This window comes from Acidisoma sp. PAMC 29798, from assembly GCF_030252425.1.
Classification (GTDB): domain Bacteria; phylum Pseudomonadota; class Alphaproteobacteria; order Acetobacterales; family Acetobacteraceae; genus Acidisoma; species Acidisoma cladoniae.
On the sequence record NZ_CP126994.1, the window covers coordinates 2,832,563 to 2,852,276 of the forward strand.

The following is a 19,714-nucleotide window of genomic DNA, read 5'->3' on the forward strand; positions in this document are numbered from 1 at the left end:
GAAGCAATTGACGCTCCGCGAAGGCTGACCCTAGGCTCCGCCAATCATTCCAGGAGCGCGAGATGAACGACAGCGACCGCCGGACTCCCGTCCTTCTCACGCGCCGTCGGGCGGTGCTTCTGGGCGCCGCCGCCACGGGCGCGGCCAGCCTGCCGTTCCTGGCGCCGGCCGCCTTCGCCGCGGGCAAACTCGTCGCCCTCGTGCATACCCAGGCCGCCGGCGACAATGGCCCGATCGACGACATGATCGCGCATCTGAAGGCCCTGGCGAAGGAAAAGCACTTCCCGATGCGGGCGATCTACGCCTCCGATCCCTCGACCTATCAGTCCATCCTGCAGACGCTGGCGCAGGCCGGCGCGGCGGTCATCGTCACGACCTTCAATGAAATGGAAAACCCGCTCAAGGCGGTGGCGCCGGGCTTTCCAAACACAAAATTCATCCAGCTCTATGCCGACCCGATCACGCCGACCGTGCCCAATATCCGCACCGTCGAGTATCAGGCGCATTACGGCATGTACCTCTCGGGTCTGTTCGGCGCCAAGATGAGCCAAGCCGGGAAGCTGGGTTATGTCGGCGGCATGAGCCTGCCGGGCCTGAATGCCGACCTCAATGCGATGAAGGCGGCAGCGATGGGCGTGTCCCCCACCATCACGGTCAAGGGTGCCTTCGCCGGGTCCTTCCAGGACCCGACCAAGGGCCGGGAAATCGCCAACCAGCTGTTCTCCTCCGGCATCGACTATATCCAGACCGATGGCGCCGCGACGGATGCCGGCGTCATCCGCGCCGCGAGCGAGGGCGGCAACCGTGTGGTGAGTGCCGTCTTCCGCACGCAGTTCAAGCTGGGACCCAAGACGGTCGCGGCTTCCGTGCTCGTGAACTTCGGCCAGTCCTTGTACGATCAGGTGACGATCGCCCTGTCCGGGACCTTCACCGGCGGCCATTACGTCAGCAACCTGGCCGATGGCATCATCGACTTCGTGCCCTCGCCGCTGTTCATGGCAGGTGGTCCGCCCGCCTATATCGCGCGCGCGCAGGCCGCCTGGCCGGCGGTGAACGCCGCGAAACAAGCCATCATCAAGGGCACGCTGAAGGTTCCGTTCAACACCACCCTCTGAGCGACCGCCTTGACCACAGACGGCGCGGCCCTCGCCTGCCATGACCTCACCATCCGCTTCGGGGAGGTCATGGCCCTCAGCGATGTCACGCTGTCCTTGGCCCCGGCCCGCATCCATGCCGTTTGCGGCCAGAACGGCGCGGGCAAGACGAGTTTCGCCCGGGCCTGCGCCGGACTGATCGCGCCTTCCGGCGGGGCGATCAGCATCGGGGGCAAAAAGTTGACAGCCGGCAACTCGGCCGCCGCACGCGCCGCCGGGGTGCAACTGGTGCATCAAAGCTTCGCCCTGCCGCCCTCCTTCACGATCGCCGAAGCGATGGAGTTCGGCCTCACCGGCCGCACGGGCGCGATGTTCACGCAGCGGGGCCTACGTGCGCGCTGGGCCGAGCACCTCCGCGCGCTTGGCGTGGACGCCGCACCCTCCGCGCGTATCCGGGACTTGCCCGTCGAGACTCAGCAGGCGGTGGAAATCGCCCGCGCCCTGGCGGGGGAAGCACGCGTCCTGATCCTGGATGAGCCGACCGCCGTGCTGGCGCCCGGCGCCGCCGAGGCCCTGTTCGCGCGGCTGCGACGGTTGCGCGACAGCGGCGTGACAATCCTGATTATTCTGCACAAGATCCGCGAAGTGCTGGCGGTCGCCGATACCGTGACGGTTCTGCGCGGCGGCAAGCTGGTCGCCGGGCCGGAGGAGGCTGCGGCTGTGACGGCGGACGGGCTTGCCCGGTCGATCATCGGTACGGGAGCGGTCGCCCCCGAGGGGCAAGAAGATCTGGCCGCGCTGGTCGGCACAGCAATGCCGCATGGCACGGCGCATCGTCCCGCCTCCGCAAAGGCGGTGATGACCCTGACCGGCGTCACCACCCGCAAAGGTGAGGACGGCCAGCATCTGGAGGACATCGACCTCACAATCGGTGCTGGCGAAATCCTCGGCATCGCTGGCGTTGAAGGCAACGGCCAGCGACCGCTGGTCGAGGCCATTGCCGGCCTGATCGCTCTGTCGCAGGGCGCAGTGACGCTGGACGGCGCGGATATGACCGCCGTTCCGCTGGCCGAACGCCGGCGGCGGGGCCTGCGCATCATTCCCTTCGAGCGCAATACCGAGGGGCTGAGCCTGTCGAGCCCGCTTTGGGAAAATTTCTCGGCGCGCCGGTTGCTGGAGCGTTCGGCGCTGTCGCTGATCGATCCCGCACAATTGCGGCGGGAGGCGCGCACCGCCTTTGCGAATTGGGACGTGCGCTTCGCGACCGTCGATCATCCGGCCCGTTCCCTGTCCGGGGGCAACGCCCAGAAGGTCATCCTGTCGCGCGAAGTGGATGACGCCGCGCGGCTGATTGTGCTCGCGCAGCCGACGCGGGGCCTCGACCTCGGCGCCACCGCCTTCGTGTGGCATGCCATGCGCCAGGCGCGGGCGCGTGGCCTCGGCCTGATCCTGATTTCCTCGGATCTCGACGAGCTGTTCGACATCAGCGACCGCGTGGTGGTGATGCAAGGCGGCCGTATCGCGGGCCATTTCGCGCCGCCCTACGATCTCAGCGCCGTTGGCCGCGCCATGGTCGGGGCGCAGGCGTGAGAGCGCGGCTGCTCGCCGTCGGACGCGCCGTCGCCTTCGTGGCGCTGGCCCTGGTGCTATGCGGCGTCCTGTTCGAAGCCGCCGGCTTTTCGGCGCCGGATATGTTCGCGAGCATCCTGGATGGCGCCTTCCTGTCGGACGGCGCGCTGTTGCATGATCTGCGCTGGGCCTGCCCGCTGTTCATTTCGGCGACCGGCGTCGTGATCGCCTTTCGCTGCGGCTATTTCAATGTCGGCACACAGGGGCAGTTCTACCTCGGCGCGATCGGCGCGGCGGTGGCGGTGGCGGTCATGCCCGGCCTGCCCACGATCCTGGTGATCGTGGTCGCCCTGCTGGCCGGGATGCTGTTCGGCGCGCTCTGGGCCTTCTGGCCGGGCTGGCTGCGCATCCACTCGGGGACCGATGAGGTCATCACCACGCTGATGGGCAATTTCATCGCCATCCTGTTGCTGATCTGGGTGACGAGCGGCCCGCTCAAGGACCCTTCGGGCAGCGGGCAGGTCACGGCGAGCCTGCCCGTGCCGATGGCCGATCGCATCAGCGACGATGGCGGCGTCTCGGCCCTTATCCTGGGCATCACCATCGCGGTTGGCATCGCCGCCTGGGTGCTGGTGAACCGCACGGCCTTCGGCGTGCTCGGCGGCCTTGCGGGGCGCAACCCGATCATGGTGACCTGGCAGGGGGCGCGCCTGTCCCGCCTCGGGCTCGGCGCCTTCATGCTCAGCGGCGCCACGGCCGGCCTTGCCGGTGCGATGGAAGTCTTGGGGCCAGACGGGCGGCTGGTCAGCGGCTTTTCCCCTACGCATGGCTTCACCGCCGTGCTGATCGGCCTGGTCGCCAATCTATCCGTAAGTGGCAGCGTCATCGCGGCCCTGTTCTTCGGCGGCCTCGCCTCCGCCAGTCTTTACCTGCCCGTCATTGCCGGGCTCCCCGCCGCCGCGATCGACATCATCAACGCCGCTATCGCCCTGTTCATTACCTCCCGCGCCTGGCCCAGCCGGTTCCGCTTCCGGCGGGCGACGCGATGATCGACCTCATCGTCGCCGTGCTGCGGGAAGCGACCCCCATGATCTATGTCGCCATGGCGGGCGTCCTGGCCCAGCGCGCCGGGGTATGGAACCTCGGTCTGGAGGGGCTGATGATCACCGGCGCCTGCGCGGCGGTGGTGCTGACCGAGCAGACGGGGTCCGTCGCGCTTGGCCTGCTCGGCGCCGTGGGGACATGCGTAATCCTGTCGGCCCTGCTGTGGCTGGTGATCGAGAAGCTGCGTGCCAACCCGATCATCGCCGGCCTTGGCCTCACCGGCCTCGGGCTTGGGGGCACTGATCTCGCGGTGCAGGCGATCTATGGCAGTGAGGGCGCAGTGACGGCGCCGGCCGGCATCCCGACGCTCGGGCCGGGTTTCGGCCCCTTCGCGGTGCTCGACCTGCTGGTCGTCGCGATGCCTGTCGTGGTCTTCGCCCTTTGGGTGCTGCTGCGACGAACCCGGTTCGGGCTGCGCCTGGCGGCCTGCGGGGAACATCCGTTTGCGGCCCGCAGCGTCGGCGCCGATCCGGCACGGATGCGCCTGATCGCGCTCCTGCTCGGCGGCGCGCTGGCGGGGCTCGGCGGGGCGGAACTGTCCCTCGGCGGTTTGCAGATTTTCAGCGTGGGCATGACGGCGGGACGTGGCTTCATGGCCTTCGCAGCGGTGATCTTTGGCGCCGGCCATCCCGTCGGCGCCACCTTCGCTGCACTGTTCTTCGCCCTGGTCGAGTATCTCGGCATCAAGGCGCAACTGGTGTTCGGTGAGCGTGCGCCACGGGATTTCGTGCTCATGCTGCCTTATATCGCGACCGTCCTCGGCGTATGGATCAGCGCGCGCCTGCGCGGCGGTGTGCCGCTGAGTTCCGTTGAAATGCGCGATGGATGACCGGAGTTTCCTGACGTGACCAGACGAATCATCATCGACACGGACCCGGGCCAAGACGACGCGATCGCCATCCTGCTCGCCCTCGCCTCACCCGAGGACGTGACGGTGGAGGCCATCGTCGCCTGCGCCGGCAATGTGCCGCTGACGCTGACCGCCACCAATGCGCGCAAGATCTGCGAATTGGCAGGGCGGCCGGATATCCCCGTCTATGCCGGCTGTCCCCGCCCGATGGCGGCGCGACCGCTGGTGACGGCCGAGCATGTCCATGGCGCGACCGGTCTGGACGGGCCAGTCTTGCCTCAGCCCCTGATGGCGTTGCAGGCCCAGCATGGCGTCGATTTCCTGGTCGATATCCTGCGCGCGCAGCCGGCCGGCACCATCACCCTGTGTGCTCTCGGGCCGCTGACGAATATCGCCATGGCCCTGGTCAAGGCGCCGGATATTGCACCGCGCATTCGCGAAATCGTCCTGATGGGCGGCGCCTATTTCGAGGTTGGCAACATCACGCCGACGGCGGAATTCAACATCTACGTCGACCCGGACGCGGCGGCGATCGTGCTCGGCAGCGGTGTGCCCATCGTCATGATGCCCTTAGACGTGACGCATCAGGTTTTGACGACCGAGCCCCGGCTTGAACGCATCCGCGCGCTGCCGAACCAGAGCGGTAAGGCCGCATCTGCGATGCTCAACTTCTCCGAGCGTTTCGACCTCAAGAAATACGACAGCCTGGGCGCGCCGCTGCACGACCCCTGCGTGATCGCCTATTTAATCCGCCCGGAGCTTTTCCAGGGTCGTCACATCAATGTGGAGATCGAAACGGCGAGCCCGCTGACCATCGGCATGACGGTTGCGGACTGGTGGCGCGTGACGGATCGCGTGCCGAACGCGACCTTCATGCGCTCGGTCGATCACGAAGGCTTCTACGCCTTGCTCGAAGAACGGCTGGCGCGGCTGCCGTAACGGAAGGTTGACAGCACATGCAGTTCGGGAGGGTCGCAGCGCTTGAGGACGCCTATCTGAAGCGGACGCTCGACAAGACCATCTCACCCCAAGACCACATGTACAATACCGGCCCGGATTGGTATTTCTCTGTGGGTGTGGATGGGCTTCGGGTCGTTCTGCGCGCGCTGGCGATGGGACGCCTGAACGAGGTCAATCACATTCTCGATCTTCCCTGCGGCCATGGCCGTGTCGCGCGACATCTGCACGCCTGCTTTCCGAATGCCCATCTCACCTTCGCCGATATCGATACCGATGGGGTCGATTTCTGCGTGGAGCGCTTTGGGGGCACGGGTATTTACTCGCAACCCGACCTCTCCCAGGTTGCCTTCGACGTGACCTATGATCTCATCTGGATCGGCTCGCTCTTTACGCATGTCGAGCAGGCGCGGGCGGAAACCTGGCTGCGGCATCTGTGTGGCTTACTCGCGCCAAACGGCGTGCTCATCGCGACGCTCCACGGCAACTGGAGCAAAGAGGTCCAGCGCAGCTACGGGGCGATGATCGGGGACGCCGAATGGGCGAAGATCATGGCGGGATACGAGCTGACGGGTTGGGGCTATGCCCGCTATCCCGGCCCCGACAATTACGGCGTGTCGCTGTGCCGCGCATCGACCGTGATGGCGATGGCCGGCCGGATCGAGGGCGTGCGCATTCTGAGCTATACCGAGCGCGGCTGGGCGGGAAACCATGACGTTCTGGTCATGGAAAAATGGGACCGGATGGAAAAGTTTTGAGGCGTCCTGTGCTTCTTCGCGTCCCGATGCGGGCCTTGCGCGATCGCCATCATCTCACACGCGCCAGCGCCGGTCTCGGCTTCCTCGTCGTTCTCCTGTTGCTTCTCTGCGCCGTGGTCGGCGCCCCGTTCGCGCTGATCAACGTCTATCGTGAAATCACCAAAGCTGTTGACGGTAACGCCGTTTATCTCACGCCATGGCCGGGAGACGATACCGATACAATCGTATCGGCATCAAGCTGACGCATATCGACGAAGTTGGGAACCGCGCCACGATTCAGGTCAGCGGCTACCATTACTGTATCGGAAATTGCAGTCATACGCGCGACCGCCTTCTGGTCTCCGCCTATCAAGCGCAGGGGCGGAATGCGGTATCGGTGCCAACATCGGCCACCATCGATCTGCCGAGCGACGACAGCGAAATCAGCAGCACAATTGTCCTGCCGATCGACGGCCAGATCACGCTTTATCCCTTCGATACCTATGCCTTGCGCATCGGCGTCGCCGTCGAACGGACGCAGACGGATGCGCAAGGTCAGACGCGCAGCTTTATCGACTCCAGTGGCCAAAAGGGCAGTCTTATGCTGTCGTTCAGTGAAACGATCCCGCGTCTGGACGCATCTGCCCCCCGCGCCGTGGATCCGGTTCAGGCAACGCCCGCACGCGCGCCCTATCGCTACGCCTCCGCCTTCGAGGTGACGCTCAGCAGGCCCTTGTACACCAAGGTCGTCGTTGTCGTTCTGGTGGGCTTGATCCTGATGGCATCGGTCCTGGTGGTGCTTCTGACCACCTTCCATGACCTCGTCCTCAATATCGGGGCGACGATCCTCGGCATCTGGGGTGCCAGGGCCCTTCTGCTTGGGGAATTCCCCCCGGACACGACATTGATCGACCTCATTCTGCTGGGCACGATCGTCTTCGTGATGCTGGGGGTGGGGGTGAAGTCGCTGTACTATTTTGGCCACGCCTTCCGACGCCGAAAGAACGACCGCTAGACCGCGATTGATTTAAGCCTGAATGGCTCCTCGCACTCACTGCGTCATGCTCGGCGACGGCATGCCATGACGGGAGACTTGGTCGTTGAACCAGCTTAAATCCATCCCGCAATAGCCGTATCCCGCCCTACTTCCGGGGCTTCTTCGGACCAGGAACCTGGATGAAGGACATCAGGCTGTCCTCCAGCACCAAGGCCGTCAACCGCCCGCCATACACCGCCCCGGTATCGATGCCGATCCGGTTGACCCGCACGGTCGGGTCGTCCTTGGGCGTGTGGCCATGAACCACCACTGCCGCCAGCGGTTCCGGCCAGGACAGAAAGGGTTGCCTGATCCAGACGAGGTCGTGCGGGTCCTGCGCATCGATCGGAACGCCGGGCCGAATACCGGCATGGACAAAGATATAGCCGCCGCGCTGATAGCTCAGCTTCTCGCCACGCAGAACCGCCATCTGATCTGGCGGAATGAGGTTTTCGATATGCGGCGGCTCGGGTCGCTTCGGAATGCCCCAATCGGTGAGGCAGGTGTCCCCGCCGTTGCGCCGCCAGTGGCGCATCGACTCACCCCCGAACTCCAGCGCTTCCAGGCACAACTCCTCGTGATTGCCCCGCAGATTGATCATCTCCCCGCCGATCGGCGAACCGGCGGCGACGCGCGCCAACACGGCGGCGCTGTCCGGCCCACGATCGATGAGATCCCCCAGATGAATGATGATGGCCTCGGCCACCGGGCGCGCCGCGTGATCCTCGGCGATCTGGTTGAGGATCGCCGCATGGGCCACATCGCATCCATGGACATCGCCAATGGCGTAAATACGGAGGTCGGGCGGCAAGGTCGCGGGTGCCGGCAGGAAAGAGATCATCGCATCGAAGCCAGGGTCATGATCGTCACCTAAGCACTGTCGGGAGATTCGACCAGACGGTCATGTGACCAGGGGCTCGACAGGGGGGCCGTGTGGCGGCAGAGGAGGGCCATGGATGCGATCCGCGTTGACACCCTGACCAAGCGCTACGGCACCACCCTCGCCGTGGATAGAATCAGTTTTCGCGTGCCGAAAGGCCGCACCGTCGGGCTTCTGGGCGGCAATGGCGCCGGGAAATCGACCACCATCGCCATGCTGCTGGCCTTGCTGGTACCGACCGAGGGACGGATTGAAGTTCTGGGTCATGATATGGCGCGGGATCGCTTTCGCGCCCTCGCCCGTATGAACTTTTCATCACCTTATATCGCGCTGCCCGGACGGCTGTCCGTGCGCGAGAACCTGCGCGTCTACGGACATCTCTATAATGTCCGGCGCATGGACCGCCGCATCGCCGAGCTGGCCGAGGAACTTAATCTGGGGGACTTCCTGGACCGCCTTGCGGGTCAGTTGTCGGCCGGGCAGAAGACCCGCGTGGCCTTGGCGAAATCGCTCATCAACCGCCCGGAAGTGCTGTTGCTGGACGAGCCGACCGCGAGCCTCGACCCCGATACCGGCGATCTGGTGCGAAGCTGGCTGGAGCGCTACCGCGCGGAATCCGGCTGCTCGATGCTGCTCGCGTCCCACAACATGGCCGAGGTCGAGCGGCTCTGCGACCATATCCTGGTCATGCGGCGCGGCCGGATTGTGGACGAGGGCAGCCCGGCGGACCTTCTCGCCCGCCACGGCCGTGAGAGCCTGGAAGACGTCTTTCTGGACATCGCCCGCGCCCGCGGCCATGCCGCACAGGAGACGGCGTCATGACCCCCTCCCTGCGCCGTGTCTGGGGCCTGATCTACCGCCACCTGTGCTTGTATCGCCGGTCCTGGCCGCGCCTGCTGGAACTCGCCTATTGGCCGATCCTGCAAATGTGCATCTGGGGCTTCACCGCCAGCTTCATCACCAGCCGGGCGGTGGGCGGCGGCCACGGCATCCTGATGGCCGCGAGCGCGCTGCTCGCCGGCGTTTTGCTGTGGGAAGTGGCGTTGCGCAGCCAGATGGGCGTCGCCATCAGCTTTCTGGAAGAAATCTGGTCCCGCAACCTGGGCCATGTCTTCGTCAGCCCTCTGCGGCCATGGGAGATGATCCTGGGCCTGATCGGCGTCGCCTTCATGCGCGTGGTGGCCGGCATCGCACCGGCGATCCTGGTCGCCTACCTGCTGTATGCCTTCAACCTGTTCACGCTCGGCCCGGTCATCGTGCTGTTCTTCGCCAATCTGATGATCATGGGGTGGGCCGTGGCGCTCGGCGTCGTCTCCCTCATCCTGCGCCATGGCGCAGGGGCAGAGCCGCTGGCCTGGTCCCTGCTGTTCGGGCTGACGCCCTTGTCCGCCGTGTTCTATCCGGTCTCCGCCTTGCCCATCTGGCTGCAGCCGATCTCCCACGCCATCCCCGCCACCCATGTGTTCGAGGGGATGCGCGACGCCCTGGTCCAGGGGCATGTGGCATGGGGCGAAATGCTGTGGGCCGCTGGCCTGAATGTCATCTGGCTGATCGTCGCCGGCCTGCTCTTTGCCAGCCAGTTTCACGCGGCCCGCACCCGCGGTGCCTTGATCACCATCGGGGAATAATCGCGAGCATGACGTCACCAGAGGCGCTGACAGCCAAAACCACCCGCCTGTGGCTGATCCGCCATGCCCTGGTCGATGCGGACGCGCGGCGGTTTCTGTATGGCGACCAGGATGTGGCGATCTGTGAAGTGACGATGGCGGGACAGGGCCAGGCCTATGCCGCCCTCGGAGACCGATTGCCACGGACGGCGGTATGGCTCGTCTCGCCTTTGTCACGCACGGTGCGCACAGCGCTGGCCATCTTCGCCGCTGGCTACCCCGAACAGCCGCTGATCGTAGAGCCTGGACTGATCGAGCAGTCCTTTGGTGTGCTGCACGGCACCGAAGGACTGCGGCTGGCGGAGCGTCTGGCCCTGCCCGCGCATGATTTCTGGCCCATCTCCCATGCCGAGCGACCGGAGCAGGGCGAAAGCTTCGAGGACGTCATCCTGCGCGTGGGCGCGGTCATGGAACGGTTGGCGACGGAGTATGCGGGCCAGGACGTGGTTGCCGTCTGCCATGGCGGCGTCATCCGGGCGGCGATGGCCCATGCCCTCAAGATCGGTGGGGATTCGGCCTTGCGGCTGACCGTGGACAATATTTCCCTGACGCGGATCGAGCGGCGCGGGCAGGCTTGGCGCGTCGTCTCCGCCAATGAAACGAGCCTGCCCTCGCCCGCCTTTTGACCGCCACCTTCACGCGCTAAAGACAGACATGACCGTTTTGGATGCTTGCGGCATCCGCTCTGCGGCGTCATGTCACTGTCATCGGACGGGAGGTTTGCCTCGCCGAAGCAAGAGAAGGAACGCATGGTGAAGTTCAAGCGCACCCTGTTCGCCACCTGCCTGTTGGGCCTCGCGCCCATGATCAATGGCTGCGCCGCGACGGTCCAGACCGGGGAACAGCAGGACCTCGTCGATCGATCGACGCTCACTGTGCAGGAACTGGTGAACTCGACCCAATCCCAGGATCTGGTGAACTCCCTGCGCAGCGCGCGGGCGGTGATGATCTGCCCCCGCGTCTTCAAGGCTGGCTTCGTCATCGGCGGTTCCGGCGGTCCCTGCGTGCTGATGGCGCGCGCGGCCGGCGGGTCCTGGTCCGCCCCCGCCTTCTACACGATCGGCAGCGGCAGCTTCGGGGCCCAGATCGGCATCCAGGACGCCGAGGTCATGATCATGATCATGAACGATCATGCTTTGGCGGCTGTGATGCAGAACCACTTCAAGCTCGGCGGCGACGCCTCGCTCGCTTTCGCGACCGTGGGCGCCGGGGTCGGCGGCGCGACCACCACCGCTTTGCATGCGGATATCGTGAGCTTCGCCCGCACTCGCGGCCTTTATGCCGGCATTTCGATCGAAGGGTCGGTGCTGTCGCCCGATACCCAATCCAATGTCGGCTATTACGGCCAGCCCTACAGCACGTCCCAGATCGTCGTGACGATGATGGCGAACAATGCGGGCGCTAATCCGTTGCGCCAGACGCTCAGTCGCTTCGGGGGTTAGGGAAGTGGTTGGCGGATAACGCTGCGCTCATCCGCCAAACTGCCTAAAGCATATCCCTGAGCCGATAGTAGCTCGTCGCGAGCAGCAGCGCGGGCACGCGTAGCGCCCGCCCGCCCGGGAATCGCGCATGGGGAATGCGGGCGAAGACATCGAACCGCCCCGCCTGCCCGGCAGCCGCTTCCGCCAAGACCCGTCCGGCTAGGCCCGCAAGCGCCACGCCGTGGCCCGAAAACCCCTGCGCCATCAGAATGTTCGGCGCGAGCTTGCCGAATTGCGGCGCGCGGTGGCGCGTGATGTCGACCAGACCGCCCCAGGTGAAGTCCGCCCGCGCGTTCTTGAGCTGCGGAAACACCACCCGCGCCCGCGCCAGCATGGTCTCGGCCAAGCGGCGCGGCGGCACCGAAGAATAGGAGACGCGCCCGCCGAACAGCAGGCGGCGATCCGCCGAGCGACGATAGTAGTCGAGCACGAAGTTCAGGTCGGAGGCCGCCGCATTCGTCGGCAGCAATGCCGGCACATCGTCGCGCGGCTCCGTGGCCACGATATAGGTGCCCACCGGCATGACGTAGCCCGCGACCGAGGGCCATAGCCGGCCGAGATAGGCACCGCCGCCGAGCAAGGCCGTGCCGGCCGTCACGGTGCCACGCGCCGTGGTCAGTCGCACGGCCGTGCCCGGTTCGATCTTCGTCACCGGCGTGTCGGAATAGAGCTGCGCACCCGCCGCCTGCGCCGCGCGCGCGAGGCCCAGCGTGTAATTGAGCGGATGCAAATGCGCCGAGACCTCCTCACGCAGGACTGCCCGGTAGTGTGGGCTTGCGACATGAGCCTGGATTGCGGCGCCCTTCAGGAGTTCGACACCCTCAACGCCCAGGGCGGCAAGCTCCTCCGCCTCCTCCTCCAACTCATGCACCTGGCGCTCGCGGATGGCGGCATGAAGATAGCCGCGTGCGTAGTCGGCCGGAATGGCATGGTCGCGCACACGCTGCTCGACCAAGGCCACCGCCTCGATCGACATCGCCCACAGCCGGCGCGCGTCCTCGGCGCCCACCATGCGCTTCAGCTTGGTCTGCGCGATGGCAAATCCCGGCAGGACTTGACCGCCATTGCGGCCCGAGGCGCCCCAGCCGATGGCGTTCGACTCGAGCAGCGCGACACGCAGACCGCGCTCGGCGAGATCGAGCGCCGCGGAACAGCCGGTGATGCCGCCGCCCACGATCGCCACATCGACGGTGATATCCTGGTCGAGCGGCTGCGTAACGAGACTGACGGCGCGCGTCGCCTCGTAATAGCTCGGCGCCGAAGCCTCCCTCATACGTTCAGCAACAGATGCTCGCGTTCCCAGGAGCTGATGACGTGCAGATAGGTCTCATATTCGAGCTTCTTCACCGCCACGATGACCTCGATCATCTTCGACCCGAGAAGGTCGTGCATGGGCTTGCATTGCTCCATGATATCAAGCGCGTGGCTAATCTCGCGTGGCAGCGCATAGGGCATGGAATAGGCCGACCCTTCGAAAGGTTTGGTCGGCTCCAGTTCCTCAATCATGCCCATATAGCCGCAGGCGAGAGTCGCCGCGAAAGCGAGATAGGGGTTGGCGTCGGCCCCCGGCACCCGATTCTCGACCCGCATGGCAGAGGGTGCGCCATAGGGCACGCGCAGCCCGCAGGTGCGGTTGTCGTAGCCCCATTCGAGATTGATCGGCGCATTCGAATGGCGTGACAGGCGGCGATAGGAATTCACGTTCGGCGCAAGAATCGGCATCACAGCCGGCGTGTATTTCTGCAAGCCGCCAAGATAGTTGCGGAACAGCTTGCTGGCCTTGCCGTCCTCCCCCGCAAACAGGTTCTGCTTGGTCACCGGGTCGATGATGCTTTGATGAACGTGCATCGCGCTGCCGGGTTCGCGGCTCATCGGCTTGGCCATGAAGGTGGCGTAGATGTCATGCCGCAGCGCCACTTCCCGCACCGTGCGCTTGAACAAGAACACCTGATCCGCGCGCGTCAGCGGTTCGCCATGCAGAAAGTTGATCTCGACCTGCCCGGCGCCTTCCTCATGAATGAGGGTGTCGAGGTCGAGTTCCTGCACTTCGCAGAAATCGTACATTTCCTCGAACAGAGGATCGAATTCGTTCACGGCATCGACGGAATAGGACTGGCGGCCGGTTTCCTGCCGGCCGGAGCGGCCGATAGGCGGTGTCAGCGGATAGTCGGGATCGGTATTGCGACCGACGAGATAGAATTCCAACTCCGGCGCCAGGATCGGCTCCCACCCTTTGTCGGCATAGAGGGCGAGCACGCGTTGCAACACCTGGCGCGGCGCCATCGGCACCGGATCGCCATTCTTGTAGTGGCAGTCATGGATGATCTGCGCCGTCGGCTCCCGCGCCCAAGGGACGAGGCGCACCGTGCTGGCATCGGCTTTCAGGGTGATGTCGATGATGGCCGGGTCGGTTAGCCGATCTTCCTCGTCGGGCGGATATTCCCCGGTGACGGATTGGATGAAGATCGCCTCGGGAAGGCGCAGCGCACCGCCATCGAGGAATTTTTGCGCCGGCGTAATTTTTCCACGGGGAATGCCGGTGATGTCCGGCACCAGACATTCCACTTCCGTGACGTGATGTTCAGCAAACCATTCGCGTAAGTCGATCATTTTTTTCGCTCTCTTGCGTTAGCCATGAGTTTTCGGTGGCTTACGCCACCGGCCAAATGCAGCAAGGAAGCGCCGCTAGGGAGGGCCGGACAGCGACAGACGATCGCAAAACGGCGTGGAAACGGAGGGCGAAGGCCGTTCGGGGCGAGACAATGTTGATCTCCTCAGTCCACCCAGAGTCGCACATAGGGCCGACCGGCATCAAGCGTGAACAGTGGGCAGAGGGTTCCCAAGCCGCGCCGCCCGCTGCATATGCGAAGGTACGACGACGGGACGCAAAGGCGGAGAGCGGCATGAGCGATCATAACGGCGAAGACCGGCACATCCTGTCCAACGGGCAGATCACGGCGGCCATTCTGGCCCAGGGCGCAGAACTCGTGTCCTTGCAGGATGCCGGTGGTCATGAATTCCTGTGGCAGGCCGGCCCTGCATGGCCCCGCCATTCACCGGTGCTGTTCCCCATCGTGGGCCGCCTGGAGAACGACGGCTATCGCCATGCCGGGCAAGACTACCGTCTGACGCAGCACGGCTTCGCACGCGATCGCCGCTTCACCTGGCTGCTGCGGGAACAGACCGTCTGCGTGCTGCGGCTGGAGGACGATCCCGAAAGCCACATAATCTATCCCTATCCGTTCAAGCTGGAGATCACCTATCGGCTGGAGGGCGATGCCCTCACGGTCTGCTACGCCCTCGCCAATTCCGGGGAAACCGTGCTGCCGGCCGCGCTGGGCGCCCACCCCGCCTTCATCTGGCCGATCCTGCCGGGGATCGCGAAGGAGGCGCATGAGCTTCGCTTCGCACGCGACGAAACCCTGCCCATCCATGGGGTTGCGGGCGGGTTGCTGACGACGGCGATGAAACCCTCCCCAGTTCATGACCACGTTCTGGCCCTGGAGCCTGACCTGTTCGCGGAGGACGCGCTAGTCTTCACCCAGCCCGCCAGCCGCTCGGTGCGCTTTTCGGCGCGTGGCACGCCGGTGATCGCAGTGTCCTGGGAAGGATTTGAGCAACTCGGCGTTTGGTCCAAGCCGAGCGGCGGGGATTTCCTCTGCATCGAGCCGTGGCACGGCTATGCGAGCCCCGAGGGTTTCACAGGCGACCTGACCGACAAGCCGGGCATGATGCTGCTGCCGCCCGGCACGCGACGTGACCTGTCCTGGACCGTGCGGTTGCTGCCGGCCGAGGGCTGACGTCAGTCGGCCGCTTGCGCGCGCTGATCGGGGTCGATGGCTGTTCCGCCGCGACTATATTGGCGGGGTGAACAGCCCATGATCCTTTTGAACGCGGTGCTGAAGGCACTTTCGGACTCGTAGCCGAGCGATAGGGCAATGACCGACACGGGGTCGTTGGACGTCGCCAGCCTGTCTCCCGCCAAAGCCATGCGCCAGCGCGACAGATACTCCATGGGGGACGACCCCACCGTTGCCTTGAACTTCAGCGCGAAGGTTGATCGGGACATGCCGACCTGGTCTGCCAGCGCCTGCACGGTCCAGGCCTGCGCCGGATCGCGGTGCATGGCGTTGATCGCGGCACTCATTTGCTTATCCGCAAGGGCGAAGAGCCAACCGACGCCGCCGCGCATCCCCTCCGCCAAATGGAGCCGCAGGGCCTGCACCAGCATCATATGGGCGAGGTGTTGGGCGAGCAGGAAGCCGCCGGGCTGCTGCTGCTGCAATTCCTCCCGCATGCGCTCCATGGACCAGCGCAGCGCCGCCCGATCCGCTTCCTTCTGGATATGCACGATGGGCGGCAGCGCCCCCAGCAAGATGCTCGCGTGATTGCCATCAAGGGTGAAGAAGCTGCCGGTGAGAAAGAAATCCCCACCGCCATTGTGGATGGCGACGTTCCCCTTTCGTGGTCCGGCGAAAATCGCCTCGGCCGAAATGGGTGGGAGTGTCAGATCACTGGCAAGCCGGAAGGGTCGGCCCCCCGGCAGCAGGAAGCAGTCCCCGGCGGTGAGCCGCACCGGATCCGCGACACCCTCGACCGCAAGCCAGCATCGGCCGGACACCAACGCGTAGCATTTGATGCCCTCATGGCGGTGGAATTGGACCGACCACGCGCCGCCGAAGTTCAGGCCTCCGGCGGCGTAGGACCGCGGCTTCAGCAGTGACAGCACGTCAGAAAGGGGATCCATGCACGCTCCGGACGATCACGAAGATAATGCGGATTTTACAGCATAGATCGTGTTTGTTCAATTCCTTAGCTTGCGCGTCACGGGGCCGCCGAGCGGTCGCGACAGAGAGCAAAGGAGGTCGCCATGCGTGTCTTCGTCACAGGTGCCACAGGATTTGTCGGGTCCGCCGTCGTGGCCGAACTGATGGACGCCGGACATCAGGTTCTCGGTCTGGCGCGGTCCGATGCGGGTGCCGCATCCCTCGTCGCTGCCGGCGCCGAGGTGCTTCGCGGGGACCTTCAGGACCTGGAGAGCCTGCGGAGCGGGGCCGCCCAATCGGACGGCGTGATCCACACCGCCTTCATCCATGATTTCTCGAACATCCAGGAGAGTTGCGCCATCGACGCAGTCGCTATCGAGGCGCTTGGCGCCGCGCTCGCCGGCTCCGACCGCCCCTTGATCGTCACCTCCGGCGCGGCGCTTCTGTCGCCAGGGCGTCTCGGGACGGAGGACATGATCGCTCCTAAGTTAGACGCGATGCCGCGTGTTTCGGAACAGGTGGCCTTTGAGGCGGCGGTCGGCGGCGTGCGCGTAGCGGTGGTGCGGCTTCCGCCCTCGGTCCACGGTGACCACGATCACGGCTTCGTTCCGATGATCATCGGCATCGCGCGCGCCAAGGGGGTCTCGGCCTATGTCGGCGAAGGGCTCAACCGCTGGCCGGCGGTACACCGCCTCGACGCTGCCCGAGTCTTTAGACTGGTGCTGGAAAAAGGCGTCGCGGGCGCTCGCTATCACGCGATTGCGGAGGAAGGCGTGCCCTTCCGTGACATCGCCGGCGTCATTGGCCGCCGCCTGAACCTGCCGGTCGTCAGCCTTGCCCCGGAAGAGGCGGCCGCGCATTTCGGCTGGTTCACGCATTTCGCGTCGATCGACTGCCCTGCCTCAAGCGCCAAGACACGGGAAGAGCTTGGCTGGGCACCGACCCAGCCCGGGCTCATTCCCGATATCGATCGGCCAATTTATTTCGAGGGGTGAGGCCAGGTGGTTTTAGAACTGGACGCCGCGCGTCAGCGCGCCGTCCACCACCAGATTAGTGCCGGTGATGAAGCTGGCCGCGGGGCTTGCGAGGAAGACGGTCGCACGGGCCATCTCCTCCGGCTTGCCCATGCGGCCCGTGGGGTTCATCGCCATCGCCTGGGCGAAAAACTCGGGCATGCCCTGCTCGACCTGCTGCCAGATGCCGCCAGGAAAATAGGTATTGCCCGGCGACACCGTATTGGCGCGGATGCCCTTGCCCGCGAGGTGGAAGGCGAGGCCCTGGGCATAGTGAATGAGGGCCGCCTTGAAAGCGCCATACGGACCATAGGCGAAGTCGATCTCCCGCCCTGAGACGCTGGAGATGATGACGATGGAGGCAGCGTCGGACTTTTCCAACCAGGGCATCGCGGCATCGACGACGCCGACCGTGCCCATAATATCGACGTCGAAACCCGCCTTCCAGGCGACGGCATCGCGGTTCACGTTCAGGGCGCTGACATTGGGCACGACGATGTCGATGCCGCCCAATTCGGCCGCCGAATGCGCGACCCAGGCCTGCACCGCCGCCGTGTCGGCCACGTCAAGAGCTGTGCCGATGGTGCAGTGGCCGAGTGTCATAACCGCTTGCGCGACCTCCTCGGCGTTGCGAGCGCAGAGGGAGACAACCGCGCCTTCGGCCACGAAAATCTCGGCGATCGAACGGCCGATGCCCTTGGTGCCGCCGGTGACCAGAACCTTCTTACCCGTCAGACCGAGATCCATCGTCGTGCCCTATCCTGCGTGTTGCGGGTGCAACGCTAGAGGATTTGGGCGAATGCGCTAGGCGCCGGTCATAAGGCAGCGGTCATTTTTACCACCGTCATTCCCGATCAAGTCGGGGGACGACGAATGTTTGTGTCAGACCCTACCCAACCTCCGCCGGCATCGGCGGCAGAAGCGTCGGTTGGCCCTGGACACGACGCGACCGCCTGCGGTTCGCCGCCCGCGCCTGCTCCACCAGCCGGTCCAGGCAGGCGCGTACCTGTTCGGGGTCATAGCGACGCTCCAGCGCGCGGATGCTGAAATGGACCCGCGCCATCTGCTGGTAATAGTCCATGAAAGCGTAGTTTAGCGCGCCGCCCGCAGCGGCGCCGATCACCGGCACGACCCGCGTCATCAGCTTCTGGGAGAAGGAGATGCCCAGCAGCGTGGCGATCCGGCGCATGAAGCCATCCACGGCAAGGCGGCTAAGGGCTGCGCGCGCCGCCCAATAGCCGGCCTGACCCTCGGCGCCCTCACGATGTTCGCTCAGGGCGAAGACCTCCAAGCAGGCGCGCCGGCCGGCCGGTGACGACGGGTCTTCGCCGTAGGATCGCGCGATGCCGGCGATGGACCGCAGCATCAGGCCCGTAGTGAGCGGAATATCCACCATCATGCCCGGCGCGCCCAGGAAGCCGGTCGCGGCGCCACTGATGGTGCTGACCAGCTTGTGGCGTCGGCTGGCCGTGGTCGCGGCAGCGGCCTCGGTCAGGGCGATCTCGTCCATGCCGCGCGTGGCCGCGTCATAGAGCCGATTGAGGCTCAGCTCGACCAGCTTGCGGGCGCTGAAACCGCTATTGTTCATGACGAAGCGACCGGCGGCATTGATGAAGCCTTCGGTCTGGTCGCCGACGAAACTGCCCATGCGGAAGGCGAGGCCGCGCTCGGTGGCGAGGATTTCGGCCGCCGTCCGCAGATGCTCCATATCCTCGGGCACGATGCCGGCGCAGGCATTGCCGAGATCGGCGTCGATCTTGCCGGCCACGACGCTGCCACCCTGGGCGAGTTCGCGGTCGATGGCTTTAGTGGTCCAGCTATCGCTCGGTGCGTTCATCGGATGTCTCCTGTTGCAGGAGATGTGGGGCGAAAGTTTCCCTGCGGGAGGGGGGCTCGCTCAGGTCATGCCTGCGGCGGCGAATTGCCCTTGAGGTAAACGATCACGACTGAGGCAAGGGTCGAAAAGAACGACACCCCGCCGACCCAGGGATTGGCGAAAAGCCCTAAAACGACGGATGCGACGATAAGAACGAGCACGAGCAAAAAGGGTAAAATGCGGTGCAGTGATGCGTCCATGCGCTGCACGTCCGCCGCAGCCTTCTCCATGGCACGGGTGTGGTCCATGTTGATCTCAGCTTGGTTTATGATCCATTCGGCAGCGCCAGGCACCTGCCTATAGGCGATCAACTCGTCCGCCGCCGGCAGTGGTCCGCTCGTCGTCTGAAAGGATATGTGCTGGATGGGTGAGGGCGTCGGCGGAAAAGCCGGCTGACCGGAATAGAGCTTTGGCGGACCCGCTACGGCTGAGCCATCGGGCTCATCTGGGGTATCGGACACGACCGGCCGTCAAAGCAGCCCGAAGGGCGGACCCGACGCGTGCAAATCCGGCCCTGGTAATCGCATCGACATCCATACCAACCGGTTTCGGCTTGCGCGGAGAAAAATCCAGCAATTCGCCAAAGCCCTGTCGGTAGGTCGGAGCCTGAAAGCCCGGCGCAATGCGCCCGTCCTGCTCAATCTTGATCAATCCGGGGACATCTGTCTTGCGGGTCGTCATGAA

General features: G+C 65.1%; 22 protein-coding genes. 14 read left to right on the forward strand and 8 right to left on the reverse strand.

All coding sequences use genetic code 11. From position 1 onward, the window contains the following. Window positions 1-62 precede the first annotated feature (62 nt). Genes QP803_RS13665 through QP803_RS13700 form a run of 8 tightly spaced genes read left to right on the forward strand, consistent with a single transcriptional unit; the run spans window position 63 to window position 7,326 of the window. Window positions 63-1,115 carry a BMP family ABC transporter substrate-binding protein gene (locus QP803_RS13665; protein ID WP_284944017.1) on the forward strand — a complete coding sequence of 351 codons (1,053 nt, stop codon included), beginning with the start codon at window positions 63-65 and terminating at the stop codon, window positions 1,113-1,115. Between the two features lie 9 nt (window positions 1,116-1,124). Further along, window positions 1,125-2,684 carry an ABC transporter ATP-binding protein gene (locus QP803_RS13670; RefSeq protein ID WP_284944018.1) on the forward strand — a complete coding sequence of 520 codons (1,560 nt, stop codon included), beginning with the start codon at window positions 1,125-1,127 and terminating at the stop codon, window positions 2,682-2,684. After that, on the forward strand, window positions 2,681-3,712 hold the full coding sequence (locus tag QP803_RS13675; RefSeq protein WP_284944019.1) for an ABC transporter permease: 1,032 nt from the start codon (window positions 2,681-2,683) through the stop codon (window positions 3,710-3,712). The genes QP803_RS13670 and QP803_RS13675 overlap by 4 nt, the downstream gene beginning before the upstream one ends. Then, entirely contained in the window at window positions 3,709-4,596 is an 888-nt protein-coding gene (locus tag QP803_RS13680) for an ABC transporter permease (protein WP_284944020.1), read from the forward strand. Before QP803_RS13675 ends, QP803_RS13680 begins: the two co-directional genes overlap by 4 nt. Before the next feature lie 15 nt (window positions 4,597-4,611). Beyond that, window positions 4,612-5,556, forward strand: coding sequence for a nucleoside hydrolase (locus QP803_RS13685; RefSeq protein WP_284944021.1), 945 nt, complete (start codon window positions 4,612-4,614; stop codon window positions 5,554-5,556). Window positions 5,557-5,573: 17 nt separating this feature from the next. Further along, a complete protein-coding gene (locus QP803_RS13690) occupies window positions 5,574-6,332 on the forward strand; it encodes a class I SAM-dependent methyltransferase (RefSeq protein ID WP_284944022.1) in 759 nt (252 codons plus the stop codon). Between the two features lie 8 nt (window positions 6,333-6,340). Then, a complete protein-coding gene (locus tag QP803_RS13695) occupies window positions 6,341-6,574 on the forward strand; it encodes a hypothetical protein (RefSeq protein WP_284944023.1) in 234 nt (77 codons plus the stop codon). After that, window positions 6,529-7,326, forward strand: coding sequence for a DUF4436 family protein (locus QP803_RS13700; RefSeq protein WP_284944024.1), 798 nt, complete (start codon window positions 6,529-6,531; stop codon window positions 7,324-7,326). The genes QP803_RS13695 and QP803_RS13700 overlap by 46 nt, the downstream gene beginning before the upstream one ends. A 127-nt stretch (window positions 7,327-7,453) precedes the next feature. On the opposite strand, the gene QP803_RS13705 is transcribed toward QP803_RS13700, so the two are convergent. Next, window positions 7,454-8,188 (reverse strand): metallophosphoesterase, encoded by a 735-nt coding sequence (locus QP803_RS13705; RefSeq protein WP_284944025.1) that lies wholly within the window; start codon window positions 8,186-8,188, stop codon window positions 7,454-7,456. A 111-nt stretch (window positions 8,189-8,299) separates the two neighbouring features. On the opposite strand from QP803_RS13705, the gene QP803_RS13710 reads away from it, so the two are divergent. The 4 genes from QP803_RS13710 (at window position 8,300) to QP803_RS13725 (ending at window position 11,336) form a co-directional block, all read left to right on the forward strand. Further along, window positions 8,300-9,049, forward strand: a complete 750-nt coding sequence (locus QP803_RS13710; protein ID WP_284944026.1) for an ABC transporter ATP-binding protein — start codon at window positions 8,300-8,302, stop codon at window positions 9,047-9,049. Further along, window positions 9,046-9,855: an ABC transporter permease gene (locus QP803_RS13715; protein WP_284944027.1), complete on the forward strand. Its 810-nt coding sequence runs from the start codon at window positions 9,046-9,048 to the stop codon at window positions 9,853-9,855. The genes QP803_RS13710 and QP803_RS13715 overlap by 4 nt, the downstream gene beginning before the upstream one ends. A gap of 8 nt (window positions 9,856-9,863) precedes the next feature. Next, entirely contained in the window at window positions 9,864-10,520 is a 657-nt protein-coding gene (locus tag QP803_RS13720) for a histidine phosphatase family protein (RefSeq protein ID WP_284944028.1), read from the forward strand. A gap of 123 nt (window positions 10,521-10,643) precedes the next feature. Further along, entirely contained in the window at window positions 10,644-11,336 is a 693-nt protein-coding gene (locus QP803_RS13725; RefSeq protein ID WP_284944029.1) for a lipid-binding SYLF domain-containing protein, read from the forward strand. 43 nt (window positions 11,337-11,379) lie between these two features. Here the strand turns inward: QP803_RS13725 and QP803_RS13730 are convergent, their stop codons facing one another. Both QP803_RS13730 and QP803_RS13735 read right to left on the reverse strand, forming a co-directional pair. Continuing rightward, window positions 11,380-12,648 carry an NAD(P)/FAD-dependent oxidoreductase gene (locus QP803_RS13730; protein WP_284944030.1) on the reverse strand — a complete coding sequence of 423 codons (1,269 nt, stop codon included), beginning with the start codon at window positions 12,646-12,648 and terminating at the stop codon, window positions 11,380-11,382. After that, complete coding sequence (locus QP803_RS13735; protein WP_284944031.1) at window positions 12,645-13,985, reverse strand: glutamine synthetase family protein; 1,341 nt, start codon at window positions 13,983-13,985, stop codon at window positions 12,645-12,647. Before QP803_RS13735 ends, QP803_RS13730 begins: the two co-directional genes overlap by 4 nt. A gap of 293 nt (window positions 13,986-14,278) precedes the next feature. Here QP803_RS13735 and QP803_RS13740 point away from each other — a divergent pair, with 293 nt between their 5' ends. After that, the gene (locus QP803_RS13740) at window positions 14,279-15,175 is read left to right on the forward strand and encodes an aldose 1-epimerase family protein (protein ID WP_284944032.1); all 897 of its coding nucleotides are present in this window, start codon (window positions 14,279-14,281) and stop codon (window positions 15,173-15,175) included. 2 nt (window positions 15,176-15,177) lie between these two features. Here the strand turns inward: QP803_RS13740 and QP803_RS13745 are convergent, their stop codons facing one another. Next, complete coding sequence (locus QP803_RS13745) at window positions 15,178-16,122, reverse strand: AraC family transcriptional regulator (protein WP_284944033.1); 945 nt, start codon at window positions 16,120-16,122, stop codon at window positions 15,178-15,180. 123 nt (window positions 16,123-16,245) lie between these two features. On the opposite strand from QP803_RS13745, the gene QP803_RS13750 reads away from it, so the two are divergent. Beyond that, a complete protein-coding gene (locus QP803_RS13750; RefSeq protein WP_284944034.1) occupies window positions 16,246-17,136 on the forward strand; it encodes an SDR family oxidoreductase in 891 nt (296 codons plus the stop codon). A 12-nt stretch (window positions 17,137-17,148) separates the two neighbouring features. On the opposite strand, the gene QP803_RS13755 is transcribed toward QP803_RS13750, so the two are convergent. From QP803_RS13755 to QP803_RS13770, 4 genes are all read right to left on the reverse strand, one after another. Then, window positions 17,149-17,901 (reverse strand): SDR family NAD(P)-dependent oxidoreductase, encoded by a 753-nt coding sequence (locus tag QP803_RS13755; RefSeq protein WP_284944035.1) that lies wholly within the window; start codon window positions 17,899-17,901, stop codon window positions 17,149-17,151. Window positions 17,902-18,043: 142 nt separating this feature from the next. Continuing rightward, window positions 18,044-18,991: an EcsC family protein gene (locus QP803_RS13760; RefSeq protein WP_284944036.1), complete on the reverse strand. Its 948-nt coding sequence runs from the start codon at window positions 18,989-18,991 to the stop codon at window positions 18,044-18,046. 65 nt (window positions 18,992-19,056) lie between these two features. Then, window positions 19,057-19,341, reverse strand: a complete 285-nt coding sequence (locus QP803_RS13765; protein ID WP_284944037.1) for a hypothetical protein — start codon at window positions 19,339-19,341, stop codon at window positions 19,057-19,059. A gap of 130 nt (window positions 19,342-19,471) precedes the next feature. Continuing rightward, entirely contained in the window at window positions 19,472-19,711 is a 240-nt protein-coding gene (locus QP803_RS13770) for a hypothetical protein (protein ID WP_284944038.1), read from the reverse strand. Window positions 19,712-19,714: the final 3 nt, after the last annotated feature.

Excerpts from the sequence above, each read along its gene's own strand:
- QP803_RS13665 (WP_284944017.1), top strand. The coding sequence starts at position 63 with ATGAACGACAGCGACCGCCGGACTCCCGTCCTTCTCACGCGCCGTCGG.
- QP803_RS13680 (WP_284944020.1), top strand. The coding sequence starts at position 3,709 with ATGATCGACCTCATCGTCGCCGTGCTGCGGGAAGCGACCCCCATGATC.
- QP803_RS13690 (WP_284944022.1), top strand. The coding sequence starts at position 5,574 with ATGCAGTTCGGGAGGGTCGCAGCGCTTGAGGACGCCTATCTGAAGCGG.
- QP803_RS13700 (WP_284944024.1), top strand. The coding sequence starts at position 6,529 with ATGGCCGGGAGACGATACCGATACAATCGTATCGGCATCAAGCTGACG.
- QP803_RS13705 (WP_284944025.1), bottom strand. The coding sequence starts at position 8,188 with ATGATCTCTTTCCTGCCGGCACCCGCGACCTTGCCGCCCGACCTCCGT.
- QP803_RS13710 (WP_284944026.1), top strand. The coding sequence starts at position 8,300 with ATGGATGCGATCCGCGTTGACACCCTGACCAAGCGCTACGGCACCACC.
- QP803_RS13715 (WP_284944027.1), top strand. The coding sequence starts at position 9,046 with ATGACCCCCTCCCTGCGCCGTGTCTGGGGCCTGATCTACCGCCACCTG.
- QP803_RS13720 (WP_284944028.1), top strand. The coding sequence starts at position 9,864 with ATGACGTCACCAGAGGCGCTGACAGCCAAAACCACCCGCCTGTGGCTG.
- QP803_RS13725 (WP_284944029.1), top strand. The coding sequence starts at position 10,644 with ATGGTGAAGTTCAAGCGCACCCTGTTCGCCACCTGCCTGTTGGGCCTC.
- QP803_RS13730 (WP_284944030.1), bottom strand. The coding sequence starts at position 12,648 with ATGAGGGAGGCTTCGGCGCCGAGCTATTACGAGGCGACGCGCGCCGTC.
- QP803_RS13735 (WP_284944031.1), bottom strand. The coding sequence starts at position 13,985 with ATGATCGACTTACGCGAATGGTTTGCTGAACATCACGTCACGGAAGTG.
- QP803_RS13740 (WP_284944032.1), top strand. The coding sequence starts at position 14,279 with ATGAGCGATCATAACGGCGAAGACCGGCACATCCTGTCCAACGGGCAG.
- QP803_RS13745 (WP_284944033.1), bottom strand. The coding sequence starts at position 16,122 with ATGGATCCCCTTTCTGACGTGCTGTCACTGCTGAAGCCGCGGTCCTAC.
- QP803_RS13750 (WP_284944034.1), top strand. The coding sequence starts at position 16,246 with ATGCGTGTCTTCGTCACAGGTGCCACAGGATTTGTCGGGTCCGCCGTC.
- QP803_RS13755 (WP_284944035.1), bottom strand. The coding sequence starts at position 17,901 with ATGGATCTCGGTCTGACGGGTAAGAAGGTTCTGGTCACCGGCGGCACC.
- QP803_RS13760 (WP_284944036.1), bottom strand. The coding sequence starts at position 18,991 with ATGAACGCACCGAGCGATAGCTGGACCACTAAAGCCATCGACCGCGAA.
- QP803_RS13770 (WP_284944038.1), bottom strand. The coding sequence starts at position 19,711 with ATGACGACCCGCAAGACAGATGTCCCCGGATTGATCAAGATTGAGCAG.